Here is a 15,226-nt window from a genome sequence, read left to right as displayed (position 1 = left end):
AACGCAAGACGCCGATCAAATACGATAAGCGGAGATACAAGCGGCGTAACCGCATCGAGATCATGTTCGGCAGGCTCAAGGACTGGAGGCGCGTCGCGACCCGCTATGACCGATGCCCCAAGGTCTTCCTCTCAGCCATCGCCCTCGCGGCTCTCGTCATCTATTGGTTATGAATCCTGACCCTAGACACGACAGAGGGCGGCGAAGTCATCGCCAACTTCCGCGAATTGCGCACATTCGCACTCTACGGCAAGATCTCGTATTTCACGACGGCGGGCGGTTTATCGCGGCTGTGACTATGATAAGGTTGCGCCTGGAAGGGAAGGTTGGTGTGAGTGGCATGCGTGCATGGGTTAACTCATAGTTTCAGAAATTCCGTCCATGTTAATAATAACTTCTGGGCGGAACGTATGGCCACGGTCAACGCTTCCAAGTACTACGCTGATATCAAGTTCAAGCGGTATTTTCTGAAGCGCTTCTAATATAGTACTGGCGTATAGATTTGCCATAATACTTTTCTCCGGGTTGCTGTAGGCTGCAAATACGATCATAAAGCCTGCACCGCCGCTTCGTTCCAGCCAGTCAGCAGCCATGTGCATTTTTTCTATAACTTCCCGCACTCGACGAGAAGTTAATAGAGTTGATGCGACAACTTCTATTCCTTGACCAGTTTCTTCAACAACAAAGTCCGGAAATGCGGATCTATTGTGTCGAACACGGCCGAATTTTCGAAGGACCCATTCTAAAATGGCAGATTCAACAAGAGACGAAATATGAAATTTCCGTTCTCTCAGAAAGGTTAGATCATCAGAATGCGGAATTTCTTCGTCAGATAACTCCGGCAAAAGCCATCTTTCAGCCTCACGCCTCGCGCGGCGCGCGGCACCTTCTACCTCCGAGATAGTATTGCTTGAAACGTCGGCGACACGTCGATCCTTAATGTTGGTTAGAAAATTGGCGCTTGTATACATCCAGAAGCGCTGAACTTGAGAAAGCCTTCGAATCTCCTCCACTAGGCTAGGATGAGGGCCTAGTGTCTTTTCCTTGACTTTCCACCACCAATCTTCTTTTCTGTCGTCGGTTACAAAAATTACGTCAGTTCGACCTGTTTCTTTAGAATCTTTCAGCAGCTGACGCCATAGGATTAGATCTCCGTGCTGATTTTGGTAGAGCAGACCCTTGTGATAAAATGCTTCATACTCCTCCTTCTCTTTCTTATTTGCGTCTCTGAAGCCGGGTGGGATGCTTCTTTTGTATCTTTCTTCTGCACCTTCAATGAGCTCGCTTACGTCCTCTTGTGATGCGGGTGCCACGCCCACTTTGCCTTTTAGGATTTCGTCTATCTGCTCCCTAATAGGATCTCGCCCTGTGAGTTCCTGAGAGGTTTTGGCTACCGTTTCCGCTGCTTTACACAGGTTATCAAAAGACGAGAGAAAATTACGAAGAAGTGTGTCTTCGTTTATTTTTTCGCCGTGTTGACTTGCTTCAAGAGACTTGAACTCGGCTTCAATTCGAGATATTTGCTGCTGTGTTTTATCTCTAAAATTGTCGACAAGCTCCTTTCTGTCTCGTATCACTTGAGGGCGGTTTCTCTGAAATTCGAGAGCTGCGTGATACGGAACCCAAAGACGTTCTGCGACAGATTCTAATGCGCTAATAAATTCTATTCGAGCTAATTTTGGCAACCTATAGATATTAAGTAGAACATTTGCATCAAGAACGATGGTTGCGTTCTTCCAAAGAACTTTTAGGTCATTTTCTGATAACGGGTAAAATTCGCTAAACTCAGAACGCATAAAGCCTAATCCTGCTTGGTCACAATGGTGTAGCTATTCATACTTCCTATGCCGTGCCAATACCACAGAAGACTATTTTGTCCAGTGCTGTGAGCCGTGCCGGTAAGCCCAAAGGTTCGATTAAGGGCCCGGCGGCCTCGCGCCGGGGAAACACCAAGTTCATAACCATTCGAAATCTTACTCGGTACTGTCACTTTTATCTGCACCCTACCCATCCCTTACCTTCATCCAAGCCATCAGATCCGCCCGCTCGCCCCGGCGCTCATCGCCCATCGGCACCCCCGCATCGTCGCTCATCCCCTGCGCCAGTTCCGCGCCAAGCGCCTCCTCATACTCCGCCTGCACGCCGCCCCAGCCGGGTTTCTGGCCGTCATGGCCTTCCTCGACCCGGCGTTTCAGGTAATCCATCGTCTCGGCCCCGCGCAGCAGCCCCGCCAGCCGCGCATGCATGAAGCTGCGCAGCACCTCATTGACCCGAGGCTGCCAGCCCGGCCCCATGTCGCGAAAGAATTTCACCACGTCGCCATCCAGCCGGATCGTGACGCGGGTTTTCGCCGTCCCGGCCCGTTCCGCCGCGATGTCGTGCCAGGCCTCGGGGATGCGCCCCTCGGTCACGATGCGCTGATGCAGGTCCCATTCCAGCCGCCGCATCGCATCGGCCATATAGTGGTAATTCGCACGCCGCGTGCCGTCTGTTTTCGTCGCCATGATCGCCCCCTTTTCCGCTGCCGCCATCCTGCCGGAAACCGCGCCAAAAGGGGTAAACGCTGCGCGCGTTGCGTCAGCACCGGTTGTGTACGGGCTGTGTACGCGTGGTGTACGGGTTGTGCGGGTCAAGAAAACGGGTCGGGATCGTACCCCACCCCGGTCAGCGACAACCCCTGAGGCGGACAAACCGGCCCGCAAGCCGCCCTGTCCCGCGCCTCCAACGCCGCCCTGACACGCCCCGGCTCCCACGCCCCGGCACCCACGCGTTCCAGCGTGCCGACAATGCTACGCACTTGATTATGCAGGAAACTTCTGGCGCGCAGGTGAAAGCGGACCTCCTGCCCGGCGGGGTAATCCAGCCCCTCGATCCGGATCTCATCCAGCGTCTTTATGGGACTGGCCGACTGGCACATGGTGCTACGAAAGGTGGTAAAGTCATGCCGCCCCACAAGATATTGCGCCGCATGCTGCATCGCATCAATATCTAGCGGCTTCAGCACCTGCCAGACCCACCCCCGGTCCGCCACAACCGGCGCCCGCCGCGCCACCAGCCGAAAGGTATAACGCCGCTCCAACGCCGAAAAGCGGGCATGAAAATCATCCGAAACCAAGGCCACCGCCGTCACCGCAACCGGCGCCGGCTTCAGGTGCCAGTTCAGCGCCTCTCCCAGCTTAAACCCTTGCCATTCCTTGATTAAATCGGCGTGAAACACCTGCCCCGAGGCATGCACGCCGGCATCCGTCCGTCCCGCCGCGGCGATGCGCGCGCCTGCGGCAAAACCCTGATCGAGCCTACCCAAAGCCGCCTCGATCGCGCCCTGCACACTTGGCTGACCAGCCTGCGCCTGCCAGCCCGCAAACGGCGCGCCGTCATACTCGACCCGGAAAGCATAGCGCGGCATCAGTCGGTCTTTCGCCCCGCCTTGGTGGTCGCGCGCAAAAGGTCGGTCAGGTCGACGCCCTTGCGGTCTTCCAGCGCGGGCTGCGCGGGATCTGGCATGCGCACGCCCTCGCGCGCCAGCCGGTCGCGCAGCACCTGCAATTCGATGTCGAAATCGGTGCGGCCGCTTTCGATCAATGCGCGGGTGCGGGCGGCAAAATTGGCTTCCAGATCGGTCAGCAGCGCCTCGTAATCGCCGCGCGCGCCGGGGTCCTGAGTTTCGGCATAAAGATCGGCGAATTTGACCGTCGCGTCACGCGCACCCATCAGATAGACACCCAGATAGCGCCGCGCGGCGGTCAGGTCGCCGGGATCCTGCTCGACACGGCGGAACAGTTCGCGCGCGGTTTCCGCGAACAGCGCTACGCGGGCCTCCAGCCGGCGGTCGCGGGTGCGGCGGATGGCGTCCTGCATCCCGGCCAGATAGGCCTCGCCTTCGGCGATAATGCGGGCAACGCGATCCTGCTGGAAGCTGTCGACGCCCTCCATCCCCTTGTCGCGCATGGGGTCGGCACCGAAGGCCAGGTAATGCAGCATGGCACCGGCAAAGCCGATCAACATCGCCGGGATCAACGCGCTGGGTTCAGCCGCACCGATGGCCAGCCCTAGCCCGGTCAGGACGCCGCCGAACAGCTTGCGCGGCCATGCCGGGCGGCGGGCGACGCGGCGGGCGTCATAGGCGGCCTCGGCCTGCAGGCTCTCGCGGGTCAGACGCGATCCAAGCGCCACGATGCCGAATGCGGCCAGATTGGCCACCATGCCCACCGGTTCCTGCCAGAATGCGCTGAGCAGGAAGGGGATTGCCGCAATGGTGATCCACTTTGTGCGGGATTCGTAGCGGTGACGGATATCGGCGCGGGGCTCTGCGCGCGATGCCCCGCCCGCGCCCGGCGAGTAAGGGCCGCGATAGCGTTCAGCCATGATGCCCCCTTACGCTGCGCCGGCCAGCGACGCGTAAAGCGTCAGGCCGATCAGCAGGTAGAAGGATAGCCGTTGCATGGCTTTCTGAGACATCGCGGACTCCGGTTTGGATATCAACGAACAGATGGGCCGCGTGTTCCCCGATTGCAACCGGTTCAGAAGCTGCGGGTGCGGCGGTCAAAGACCTTTTGGCCCATCATCGAACCGACAAGGTCAACCATCAGCTTGGCCGTCCGGCCCCGTTCGTCCAGGAAGGGGTTCAGCTCGACCAGATCCAGCGAGGTCATGAGGCCGGATTCGTGCAGGATTTCGCAGACCAGATGGGCTTCGCGGAAGGTGGCGCCGCCGGGAACGGTGGTGCCGACGGCAGGGGCGATTGCGGGGTCGAGAAAGTCGACATCCAACGAGACATGCAGCAAGCCGTTGGCGGCGCGAACACGGTCGAGGAACTCTCTCAACGGGGCGACGATGCCGCGTTCATCCAGCACGCGCATGTCGTTGACGGTGATCTCGGTTTCTTCCAGCGCCGCATGTTCGGCGGGGTCGACGCTGCGAATGCCGAACATGCAGATGTTTTCGGCAGGCACCGGGGCGGGGAAAGGCGGGAAGGGCGCAAAGCCGTCGCGCCCGGCCGCGTAAGCCATGGGCGTGCCGTGCAGATTACCCGAGGTGGTGGTGGCAGGCGTATGGAAATCGCTATGCGCATCCAGCCAGATGACGAAAAGCGGCCGGCCGGCGGCGGCGGCATGGGCGGCAACGCCCGCCACGGTGCCAAGCGCCAGCCCGTGATCGCCGCCCATGAAGATCGGCATCCCGTCCGGCATCGCTGCTTCGCCGGCTTCGCGCAGGGCCTTGGTCCAGCCGACCATCTCTGGCAGGTGGTGAACCGCCTTGTTGGCATGGGTTTCCGCGCCCAGCTTGGGCAGGGCAACATCGCCGCGATCCTCGACCGTGTGGCCAAGCGATTCCAGCACCCGGCCAAGCCCCGCCACGCGGTAAGCCGCAGGTCCCATCATGCAGCCGGGAACTTTCTGGCCTTCATCGACAGGGGCGCCGATCAGGATGCAATGGGTCATGTGGTCCTCTGGGTCTGTTTGCGGCGGCAAGATAGGGCGAAAGGGCCCTTCGCGCCACCCCTAGCCGAGCTTGCCTATGGCCGAAACGATCAGCGAGATGCCGGACAGGAACAACAAAGCCAGCGCGAATTTGCGGATCGTGGCCGGTTCGAACGGGGAAGGAAAGCGCCGCGCCACCCAGGTTCCCAGCAGCACCGCAGGTGCCGCGCCGGCAGCGCTGATCAAAAGCCCGCGGTCGAAGCCGCCGGTCGAGATGACAAGACCGCTACGCAGGATCTGGGTCACGAAGAAAAGCAGAAGCAGCGTTGCGCGAACGGCGAACAGCGGCATCGGCTGGCGGTAAAGATGCCAGATCACCGGCGGCCCGGTCGTCGAAAACATCCCGCCCATCACGCCCCCGGCCAGTCCTGATAGGAAAAATGTCAGCGGCTTCGAGCGCGTCGCGCGCTGCGTCGGGCGCGCCGCAAGCTGCACCGCCGCGCCCGCGATCACCAGACCGAGCAGCAGTTGCAGCACCCCAAGCGCAGATCCCGCCAGCCAGTTGAGCAGGAAGAACCCCGCAACCAGGCTGGGAACGGCGCCCATCAGGACCAGAAGCAGGGCCTCTCGATCAACCTCTCGCAGGCTGCGGCGCAAGACGAAACTGCCATGCAGAATGACCAGCATCGAGGTGATCGCCGCCGCTTGCGGCACCGGCATCAGCCCGAGCGCGCCAGTCACGCCCATCAGGATCAGCCCAAGCGCGAAGCCAGTCGTTGACTGGATCCACGCACCCATTCCCGCGATCAACCAGAAGATGATCAGGCCGGGATCAGGCATGGCTCAGCCTCGCGTACCCTTGAACCGCTCGGTCCATTCCTCGCGCTGTTCATCGGTAATCTTGGCGAACAGGTTTTCGGGCACGGTGAAGGCGTGGCCGGGGGGCAGGGCGGTCAGAGCTGCCTCCACGTCGTTGGGCCAATCGGCGCTGCTGTTCATCGCCGCGCGCAGGGTGTCGGCGGTGAAGGGGATGAACGGGGCCGAGAGGCTTGCGTAAAGTGCGATCAGGTTCAGGCCCAGCCGAACCTGCATCGCCGCCTTTTCCGGGTCTTCCTTGAAGGTCGCCCAAGGCGCTGCGGATTGCAGGTATTCGTTGCCAAGCACCCAGATCGCGCGCAGTTCTCCGGCAGCCTTCCGCGCCTCCATATGGTCCATGAAGCCTGCGTAAGCGCGGATGCGGGCCGTCAGGGCTGCGGCCAATTCGCGTTCCGCATCACCCCATTCGCCGCCTTCCGGCACTGTCTCGCCGAACTTGGAGCGGCAGAACTTGGTGATACGGCTGACGAAATTGCCCAGCACATCGGCCAGATCCTTGTTCACCGATTGCTGGAAGTTCTCCCAGGTGAATTCGCTGTCACCGGATTCGGGGGCGTGCGACAGCAGCCACCAGCGCCAGTAATCGGCAGGCAGCAGCGACAGCGCGTCATCCATGAACACGCCCCGGCCCTGGCTGGTCGAGAACTGACCGCCGTCATAGGTCAGGTAGTTGAAGGATTTGATGTAATCGACCAGCTTCCACGGCTCGCCCGATCCCATGATCGTGGTCGGGAAACCCAGCGTGTGGAAGGGGACGTTATCCTTGCCCATGAACTGGGTATAGGTCACGTCATCGGCGCCCTTGTCGGTCCGCCACCAGCGTTCCCAGTCGCCGCCCTTGGCATCGGCCCACTCTGCCGTTGCCCCGATATACTCGATGGGCGCGTCAAACCAGACATAGAAGACCTTGCCCTCCATCCCCGGCCATGGCTGGTCGCCCTTCTGCACCGGCACGCCCCAGCTGAGATCGCGGGTGATCCCCCGGTCCTGCAGTCCGTCGCCATCGAACAGCCATTTCTTCGCGATCGAAGTCGTCAGCACGGGCCAGTCGGTCTTGCTGTCGATCCAGGCGGCGATCTGATCCCTCATGGCCGACTGGCGCAGATACAGGTGCTTTGTCTCGCGCACTTCCAGATTGGTGCTGCCGCTGATGGCGCTGCGCGGGTCGATCAGGTCGGTTGGGTCCAGCTGCTTGGTGCAGTTCTCGCATTGATCGCCGCGCGCGCGATCATAGCCGCAATTCGGGCAGGTGCCTTCGATATAGCGGTCGGGCAGGAAGCGGCCGTCGTCGATCGAATAGACCTGCTTTTCGCTGACTTCGCGGATCAGTCCCGCCTCGTCCAGCTTGCCGGCGAAATGCTGGGTCAGCTGCCGGTTCTGTTCGCTGGATGAGCGCCCGTAATGATCGAAGCTCAACCCGAATCCCTCGGCCAGCTTCGACTGTTCCGCATGCATCCGCGCGCAATAGACATCCACCGGCTCGCCCGTCTTGGCGGCGGCAAGCTCTGCCGGGGTTCCATGTTCGTCGGTGGCGCAGATGAACATCACCTCGTGCCCGCGCCCGCGCAGATAACGTGCGTAAAGATCGGCGGGCAGCTGGCTGCCGACGAGATTGCCCAGATGCTTGATGCCGTTGATATAAGGCAGGGCGGAGGTGATGAGGTGGCGTGCCATATGCGTTCCCGAAAATGTCGCGCGGTATTTAACCTTTGCGGCCTGCCTTGGAAAGGGTCGTGGCGGTTGGGGAAGGGTCGGTTCACGAATGCGCTGTGCAGGATAGACGCGACCAGCGAAATTTCATATACTTTTTGTATACGAGTATGGGGGGTCAGCATGCGCGCTGCTCTTGTTTGGTTGTTGCTGATACTGACGGTAGGCACTGCCCGCGCCGACGATCTGGAAAACGGAATTCGCGCTCAATTGGCCGCGCAAGGCTATGAGGGGATAGAGATTGCGCGCAAGGACGGCCAGTTGCAGGTCCATGCCCGGCGCGACAAGCTGATCCTTGAAACGGTCTATGACGAGACATCGGGCAAGCTGATCTCGGAACGGATGCGTCAGGCGGACGAAGGCGCGGCGGCCAAGCAATAGCGGCCACCTGTGCGGTCCCGCCCGTGGTCAACATGAGCGCGAGACATGATTTTCTTGTGAAACACGAATTTGAAGAATGTCGATGCCGCAGCTATAAGCGCCTATTCCATTCGTGACAGGTGATCTCGTGCCCGAACTTCCCCGCTCTGCCGCATTCGACCAGCTTCACCGGCTGGCGCAGGACCGTATCCTGATCCTTGACGGGGCGATGGGCACGCAGATTCAGGACCTGCGCCTATCCGAGGAAGACTATACCGGCCATGGCGCGGGCTGCGCCTGTCACATCCATTCGGACCACCCGCAGAAGGGCAACAATGACCTTCTGAACCTGACCCGCCCCGACGCGATCGAGGAAATTCATTACCGCTATGCGATGGCAGGGGCGGATATCGTTGAAACGAATACGTTTTCCTCAACCTCTATCGCGCAGGCGGATTACGGGCTGGAAGACAAGGTTTATGATCTGAACGTCGAGGGCGCGCGGCTGGCCCGTGCGGCACTGGATCGCGCCACGGCCGAGGATGGGCGCCCCCGCTTTGTCGCCGGTGCGCTTGGGCCCACGAACCGCACCGCCTCGATCAGCCCGGATGTGAACAATCCCGGCTTCCGGGCGGTGACGTTTGATCAACTGGTCACCGCCTATGTCGAACAGATCCGTGGGTTGATGGATGGCGGCACGGACCTGATCCTGATCGAGACGATTTTCGACACGCTGAACGCCAAGGCTGCTGTTTTTGCCTGCGAACAGGTCTTTGTCGAAAAGAACCTGCGCCTGCCGGTGATGATCTCGGGCACGATCACCGACCTGTCGGGCCGCACCCTGTCGGGGCAGACGCCGACCGCCTTCTGGCACTCGATCCGCCACGCCCAGCCTTTGACCATCGGGCTGAACTGCGCCCTTGGCGCAGAGGCCATGCGCCCGCATCTGGCCGAGATCTCGGACGTGGCCGACACGCTGGTCTGCGCCTATCCCAATGCCGGCCTGCCGAACGAGATGGGGCTTTACGACGAAACCCCCGATCAGATGGCCGCTCAGGTGCGTGATTTCGCGCTTGAGGGGTTGGTCAATATCGTCGGCGGCTGCTGCGGCTCCACCCCCGAACATATCGCCGCCATCGCCCGCGCCGTCGAAGGCGTCCCGCCCCGCAAGATCCCCGAAATCGCGCCCGCCCTGCGCCTGTCCGGGCTGGAGCCGTTCACCAAGACCGACGCCATCCCCTTCGTGAACGTGGGCGAACGCACCAACGTCACCGGGTCCGCCCGCTTCCGCAAACTGGTCACCAATGGCGATTACGCGGCGGCGCTGGATGTGGCCCGCGATCAGGTCGAAAACGGCGCCCAGATCATCGATATCAACATGGATGAGGGCCTGATCGACAGCGAAAAGGCGATGGTCGACTACCTGAACCTGATCGCCTCGGAACCCGATATCGCGCGGGTGCCGATCATGGTCGATTCATCGAAATGGGAGGTGATCGAGGCCGGGCTGAAATGCATTCAGGGCAAGCCGGTCGTGAACTCGATTTCCTTGAAGGAAGGCGAGGAGGCATTCCTGCATCACGCCCGCCTGTGCCGCGCTTACGGGGCGGCGGTGGTGGTCATGGCTTTTGACGAGACCGGACAGGCCGATACCGAAAACCGCAAGGTGGAAATCTGCACCCGCGCCTATGACATTCTGGTCAACGAGGTCGGTTTCCCGCCTGAGGATATCATCTTCGACCCGAACATCTTCGCCGTGGCGACCGGGATCGAGGAGCACGACAATTACGGCGTCGATTTCATCAACGCCACCCGCCGGATCGTCCAGACCCTGCCGCATGTCCATATCTCGGGCGGGGTCTCGAACCTGTCCTTCAGCTTCCGCGGCAACGAACCTGTGCGCGAGGCGATGCATGCCGTGTTCCTGTATCATGCCATTCAGGCGGGCATGGATATGGGCATCGTCAACGCGGGCCAATTGGCGGTCTATGACCAGATCGACGCGGAACTGCGCGAGGCCTGCGAGGATGTGGTCCTGAACCGCCGCGAGGATTCTACCGAACGCATGCTGGAAATCGCCGAACGCTATCGCGGGGAAGGCGGGGCCAAGGCGCGCGAAAAGGACCTCAGCTGGCGCGAATTGCCGGTCAATGAGCGGTTGGCGCATGCGCTGGTGAACGGCATCACCGAATATATCGAGGAAGACACCGAAGAAGCCCGCGCGCAGGCCGAACGCCCGCTTCATGTCATCGAAGGCCCGCTGATGTCGGGGATGAACGTGGTCGGCGACCTGTTCGGGGCGGGCAAGATGTTCCTGCCCCAGGTGGTGAAATCGGCGCGCGTGATGAAGCAGGCGGTGGCTTATCTGCTGCCCTTCATGGAGGAAGAAAAGGCCGCGACCGGCGGCGCCAGTAATGCGGGCAAGGTGCTGATGGCGACGGTGAAGGGCGATGTGCATGACATCGGCAAGAACATCGTCGGCGTCGTACTGGCCTGCAACAATTACGAGATCATCGACCTGGGCGTGATGGTCCCGGCAACGAAGATCCTTGAAGTCGCGAAGGCCGAGAATGTCGATATCATTGGTCTGTCCGGCCTGATTACTCCGTCGCTGGACGAGATGGTCCATGTCGCCGCCGAGATGGAACGTGAGGGCTTCCAGATCCCGCTGTTGATCGGCGGCGCGACGACCTCGCGCGTGCATACGGCGGTCAAGATCAACCCGCGCTACAACAAGGGCCAGACCGTCTATGTCACCGATGCCAGCCGGGCGGTGGGCGTGGTATCCTCGCTGCTGTCGGATCAGAAGGCGGAATATGCCGCCAATATCCGCGCCGAATATGTCGACGTGGCCGAACGCTATAATCGCGGCGACAAGGACAAGCCGCGCCTGTCGCTGCAGGCCGCGCGCGACAATGCGGTGAAGATCGATTTCGCCAACTGGCAAGCCACGGCACCGAAATTCACCGGCCCCCGCATCATCGACGATTTCGATCTGGCCGAGATCGCCCGCTATATCGACTGGACCCCCTTCTTCCAGACATGGGAGATGAAGGGCGTCTATCCGCGCATCCTCGACGACGAAAAGCAGGGCGAGGCGGCGCGGGCGCTGTTCGCCGATGCGCAGGCGATGCTGGTGAAGATCGTGGTCGAGGATTGGTTCAAGCCGCGCGCGGTGGTGGGCTTCTGGCCGGCAAACCGTGTGGGTGACGACATTCGCCTGTTCACCGACGAAAGCCGTGCCGAAAACCTCGCCACCTTCCACACCTTGCGCCAGCAGGTCGAAAAGCGCGAAGGCCGCCCCAATGTGGCGCTGTCGGATTTCGTCGCGCCAGAGGGGCAGCCCGATTATGTCGGCGGCTTCGTGGTGACCTCGGGCCCGCAGGACCACGAGATCGCTGCCCGCTTCAAGGCCGAGGGCGACGACTATTCCGCGATCATGGTTCAGGCGCTGTCCGACCGCTTCGCCGAGGCGCTCGCCGAACTGGTCCACGAACGCGTCCGCCGCGATCATTGGGGCTATGCGCCAGATGAAGCGCTGTCGAATGCCGAGCTGGTCGCCGAAGGCTATGCCGGTATCCGTCCTGCGCCCGGCTATCCTGCCCAGCCTGACCATACTGAAAAGGTAACGCTGTTCGATCTGCTGAACGCAACCGAGGCGACCGGTGTGGAATTGACCGAATCCATGGCGATGTGGCCCGGCTCATCCGTGTCTGGCATCTATATCGGCCATCCGGACGCCTATTATTTCGGCGTCGCCAAGGTCGAGGCCGATCAGGTCGCCGACTACGCGGCCCGCAAAGGTATGGATCTGGCCGATGCCGAACGCTGGCTGGCGCCGATCCTGAATTATGTTCCCGGACAGGTAGTAGCGGCGGAATAATCCTGCCGTTCCACTCTTCTGCGGGGATTCAGCAACGCATATCCCGCGCGCCGACGATGGCTCGGCGTCCGGTGAATGCTCTTCCAAGACAGGACCCTAGGGGCGGGCCGCAGCTCGGTGCTGCGGCCCATTCCCGGCATATCTCGATCCCAGCTAAAGGGGGCGGTGTCAGGCCGACGCGGCCGCCGTCGTGGGGGCGTATTGGGGTTCGCCCCCGTCCATGATCCGCTTGCCCTCGGCCCGGCACAGATTGTCGGCCGTCTCGACGCTCATCCCATCCGGGCGATTGATCGAACGGTCCCAGGTTACCTGTCCTTCAGTGTAGATCTGGCAGGTCACCGGACCCATTGCCGAATCCGCAAGGATCGGCGCGCTTTCGTAATCCTTGGGGTTCAGCGAACAGGCTGAGAGGGTGGCAACTGCGGCGATGGCGAGGGTAAGTTTGATATACATCTAACTCGTTCCTGAGTTCAGAATGGGCCGCGAATCAAAGTTCGCGAGAAGGCCATGATAAGACTAGGAAATCCGGCCCGCAAACCTTGATTAAGGTATATTCGAGATACTTGTTTCGGCGGGGCCGAAACCGGCCTCTGCCATCAGGGCGTCGCTGCGGGTCTCGATTGCGTCACGCAGGCGGGCGATGAAGGCATCGCGGCTCTCGTCGGGTTCGGCCTGCATCGGGGGCAGGAACTCGATCACGGCGCGGCCGCTGGCGATGGGCATCCCGCGCTTGGGCCAGAACAGCCCGCAATTCACAGCCACGGGCCAGACCGGCAGGCCGGTTTCGGCGTGGATGGTGCCGATGCCGTGCTTATAGGGGCGGTGCTCGCCGGGTTTCATGCGGGTGCCTTCCGGGTAGACGATCAGGTGGCCCAAGCCGTCCGGCGACTCCATCCGTGTTCTGACGGTCGAGACGATCTGCCCCATGGCGTCGCGTCCGCGCGCGCGGTCGATCGGGATCGAGCCGACTTCGCGCGCATACCAGCCCATGATCGGCACCCGCATGACCTCGCGTTTCATCACGAAGTTGCGCCGTCCGGCGGCGCAGGCGATCGCCAGAATGTCCAGGAAGCTCTGATGCTTGGCGGCGATCAGCGCATCTGTGCCGCGTGCGGGCGGGGTGCCGCGCAGTTCGACCGCGACGCCCATATGCCAGCGCGCGGCGCGCAGCATATAGGCGATCCAGATGGTCGCGACCCGGTTCGCCCCCTTGCGGCCCATGCTGCGCTGGGTCAGGCCCCACAGCCCGATAATCACCGTCGCCAGCGCGATATGGACGTAATAGGTGATCGCCCGAATATAGCTGAACAGCCCTGTCCGGCCCGGCTTGGGCGACAGGCGGGCGGCTTCGGCAGAGTTCAGCAAAGGCCCGGTCATGGCACTGCCCTCAGCATGCGCAGGGCGGCCCAACGGGTTGCGAAAAAGCCGACGCCGGCGGCCACCAGCGGGATCAGCAGCGGCCATAGCCAGCCCCAGCCCTGAAAGCCCAGCCCGGTCAGGAAGCCGCCGGCTTCGTCCATGTTGGGCAGCAGCGCGATGGCCAGCATCCCCAGCGCAGTGCCAGCAAGCGAGCCAGCCGCCGCCCGGCGGGTAAAGCGGCGGACAAAGGCCTGTGCGATGGTCACGTCGCGCGCACCGATCAGGCGCAGCACCCGGATGACCTGCCCGTTTGCCGCAAGCGAGCTTTGCGCCGCCAGCGCCATCATCGCCCCGCCCGCCGCCGCGATCAGCGCCAACGAGACGATGCCAAGGAAACGCAGCCGGCTTGCGGCGGTTATCAGCGGCTTACGCCAGCGGGTGTGATCGTCCAGCACCGCGCCGGGGGCCTCGGCTGCAAGGCGCAGGCCAAGCCCTTCGGCATCGAAGCCGTCGCCGCCTTCGGTGATCTCGATCAGGCGCGGAATCGGCAGCGCCTCGATCGGGACATCGGGGCCAAACCACGGGGTCAGCAGCGATTCGACCTCGTCCTCAGGCAGCATCCGCGCCTGTGCGATGCCCGGCGTCTGTTGCAGGATGGCCATGACCGTCCCGGTCTGGGTTTCGATTTCATCAGCCGGTGCGGACACCCGCACCGTGACCGTTTGCGCCAGCGATTGCGACCAGCGTTCCGCCAGCCGTCCCGTCGCGAAGGACAGGGCAAGCGCGAACACGGCCAGAAACGCCATCGCCCCCGCCGTCAACATCGTCAGCTGGGCGGTGAACCCGGTCGAAGGGACGATCCGCCCCGCCACGCTGCCATCGCGTCCGATCAGCCCGCGCCACAGGCTGCGCCAGTCCACATGCCGAAGATCGACTTTCATAGATCTGCCCCCGCCAGTTGCACGCGCCGCCCGGAAATCCGCAGAACCCGCGCCTGAACCTCCAGCTGGCGGGCGGTGCGGATCAGGTCCATGTCATGCGTCGCGATGAGGATCGTCTTGCCCGAGCGGTTCAGCTCGACCAGCAATTGCAGCAGGCGCATCGACATGTCCCAGTCGAGGTTGCCGGTCGGTTCATCGGCCAGCACGAAATCGGGCGACATGATGACCGCGCGGGCAAGTGCGGCGCGCTGGCGTTCCCCCCCGGACAACGAGGGCGGCAGGGCGCGGGCGTGGTTGGTCATGCTGACCCAGCCCAGCAGCTCTTTCAGCGCCTTCATGTCGACGGGCTGGCCGGCCACGGTCAGCGGCAGCGCGATGTTCTCTGCCACCGGTAAGTGGTCCAGAAACTGCGCGTCCTGATGCAGCACGCCGACCTTGCGGCGCAGCATGGCGATGCCGTCACGCGACAGGCCCGCCACATCGTGCCCGAAGGCCGTCAGCCGGCCGCCGCTGGGCAGCAGGTCGGCATAGCACAGCCGCAGGAAAGTCGTCTTGCCCGACCCGGACGGCCCGGTCAGGAAATGGAACGACCCCGCAGGCAGACCAAGCGTGATATTCGACAGCAAGGCACCGCCGCCACGATAGCCAAAGGACACGTCCTGCATTTCGATCAAAGC

Annotated in this window: 14 protein-coding genes; 3 read left to right on the top strand and 11 right to left on the bottom strand. The window is 62.0% G+C overall.

What is annotated here, in order from left to right; translation table 11 throughout:
- Positions 1-173, top strand: a 173-nt coding sequence (locus tag G7044_RS14775; protein ID WP_166330198.1) for a transposase, incomplete at its 5' end; no start/stop codon positions are given.
- A gap of 180 nt (positions 174-353) precedes the next feature.
- Here the strand turns inward: G7044_RS14775 and G7044_RS14770 are convergent.
- The 7 genes from G7044_RS14770 to metG form a co-directional block, all read right to left on the bottom strand.
- Positions 354-1,796 (bottom strand): PIN-like domain-containing protein, encoded by a 1,443-nt coding sequence (locus G7044_RS14770; RefSeq protein ID WP_166330196.1) that lies wholly within the window; start codon positions 1,794-1,796, stop codon positions 354-356.
- Positions 1,797-2,003: 207 nt separating this feature from the next.
- Positions 2,004-2,504 carry a BrnA antitoxin family protein gene (locus G7044_RS17890; protein WP_207630311.1) on the bottom strand — a complete coding sequence of 167 codons (501 nt, stop codon included), beginning with the start codon at positions 2,502-2,504 and terminating at the stop codon, positions 2,004-2,006.
- 125 nt (positions 2,505-2,629) lie between these two features.
- Positions 2,630-3,406, bottom strand: a complete 777-nt coding sequence (gene truA, locus G7044_RS14760) for a tRNA pseudouridine(38-40) synthase TruA (protein WP_166330195.1) — start codon at positions 3,404-3,406, stop codon at positions 2,630-2,632.
- Positions 3,406-4,365 carry a 5-bromo-4-chloroindolyl phosphate hydrolysis family protein gene (locus G7044_RS14755; RefSeq protein WP_166330193.1) on the bottom strand — a complete coding sequence of 320 codons (960 nt, stop codon included), beginning with the start codon at positions 4,363-4,365 and terminating at the stop codon, positions 3,406-3,408. The genes truA and G7044_RS14755 overlap by 1 nt, the downstream gene beginning before the upstream one ends.
- Positions 4,366-4,520: 155 nt before the next feature.
- Positions 4,521-5,441 carry an arginase gene (rocF, locus tag G7044_RS14750; RefSeq protein ID WP_166330191.1) on the bottom strand — a complete coding sequence of 307 codons (921 nt, stop codon included), beginning with the start codon at positions 5,439-5,441 and terminating at the stop codon, positions 4,521-4,523.
- Positions 5,442-5,501: 60 nt separating this feature from the next.
- On the bottom strand, positions 5,502-6,260 hold the full coding sequence (locus G7044_RS14745; RefSeq protein WP_166330190.1) for a sulfite exporter TauE/SafE family protein: 759 nt from the start codon (positions 6,258-6,260) through the stop codon (positions 5,502-5,504).
- A 3-nt stretch (positions 6,261-6,263) separates the two neighbouring features.
- Positions 6,264-7,970, bottom strand: coding sequence for a methionine--tRNA ligase (gene metG / locus G7044_RS14740; RefSeq protein ID WP_166330188.1), 1,707 nt, complete (start codon positions 7,968-7,970; stop codon positions 6,264-6,266).
- Positions 7,971-8,129: 159 nt separating this feature from the next.
- Here metG and G7044_RS14735 point away from each other — a divergent pair, with 159 nt between their 5' ends.
- On the top strand, positions 8,130-8,387 hold the full coding sequence (locus tag G7044_RS14735; RefSeq protein ID WP_166330186.1) for a hypothetical protein: 258 nt from the start codon (positions 8,130-8,132) through the stop codon (positions 8,385-8,387).
- Between the two features lie 127 nt (positions 8,388-8,514).
- Positions 8,515-12,249 (top strand): methionine synthase, encoded by a 3,735-nt coding sequence (gene metH / locus G7044_RS14730; RefSeq protein ID WP_166330184.1) that lies wholly within the window; start codon positions 8,515-8,517, stop codon positions 12,247-12,249.
- A 168-nt stretch (positions 12,250-12,417) separates the two neighbouring features.
- Here metH and G7044_RS14725 read toward each other — a convergent pair whose 3' ends face one another.
- The 4 genes from G7044_RS14725 to G7044_RS14710 all read right to left on the bottom strand — a co-directional run bounded on the left by G7044_RS14725 (position 12,418) and on the right by G7044_RS14710 (position 15,223).
- Entirely contained in the window at positions 12,418-12,702 is a 285-nt protein-coding gene (locus G7044_RS14725; RefSeq protein ID WP_166330182.1) for a hypothetical protein, read from the bottom strand.
- Positions 12,703-12,792: 90 nt separating this feature from the next.
- On the bottom strand, positions 12,793-13,626 hold the full coding sequence (locus G7044_RS14720; protein WP_166330180.1) for a lysophospholipid acyltransferase family protein: 834 nt from the start codon (positions 13,624-13,626) through the stop codon (positions 12,793-12,795).
- Entirely contained in the window at positions 13,623-14,549 is a 927-nt protein-coding gene (locus G7044_RS14715; protein WP_166330178.1) for a cell division protein FtsX, read from the bottom strand. Before G7044_RS14715 ends, G7044_RS14720 begins: the two co-directional genes overlap by 4 nt.
- Positions 14,546-15,223, bottom strand: a complete 678-nt coding sequence (locus G7044_RS14710) for a cell division ATP-binding protein FtsE (RefSeq protein ID WP_166330176.1) — start codon at positions 15,221-15,223, stop codon at positions 14,546-14,548. Before G7044_RS14710 ends, G7044_RS14715 begins: the two co-directional genes overlap by 4 nt.
- Between the last annotated feature and the right edge of the window lie 3 nt (positions 15,224-15,226).

This window comes from Paracoccus xiamenensis (genome assembly GCF_011308835.1).
GTDB classification, from domain to species: Bacteria; Pseudomonadota; Alphaproteobacteria; order Rhodobacterales; family Rhodobacteraceae; genus Paracoccus; species Paracoccus xiamenensis.
This window is presented reverse-complemented; position numbering and strand designations above follow the sequence as displayed.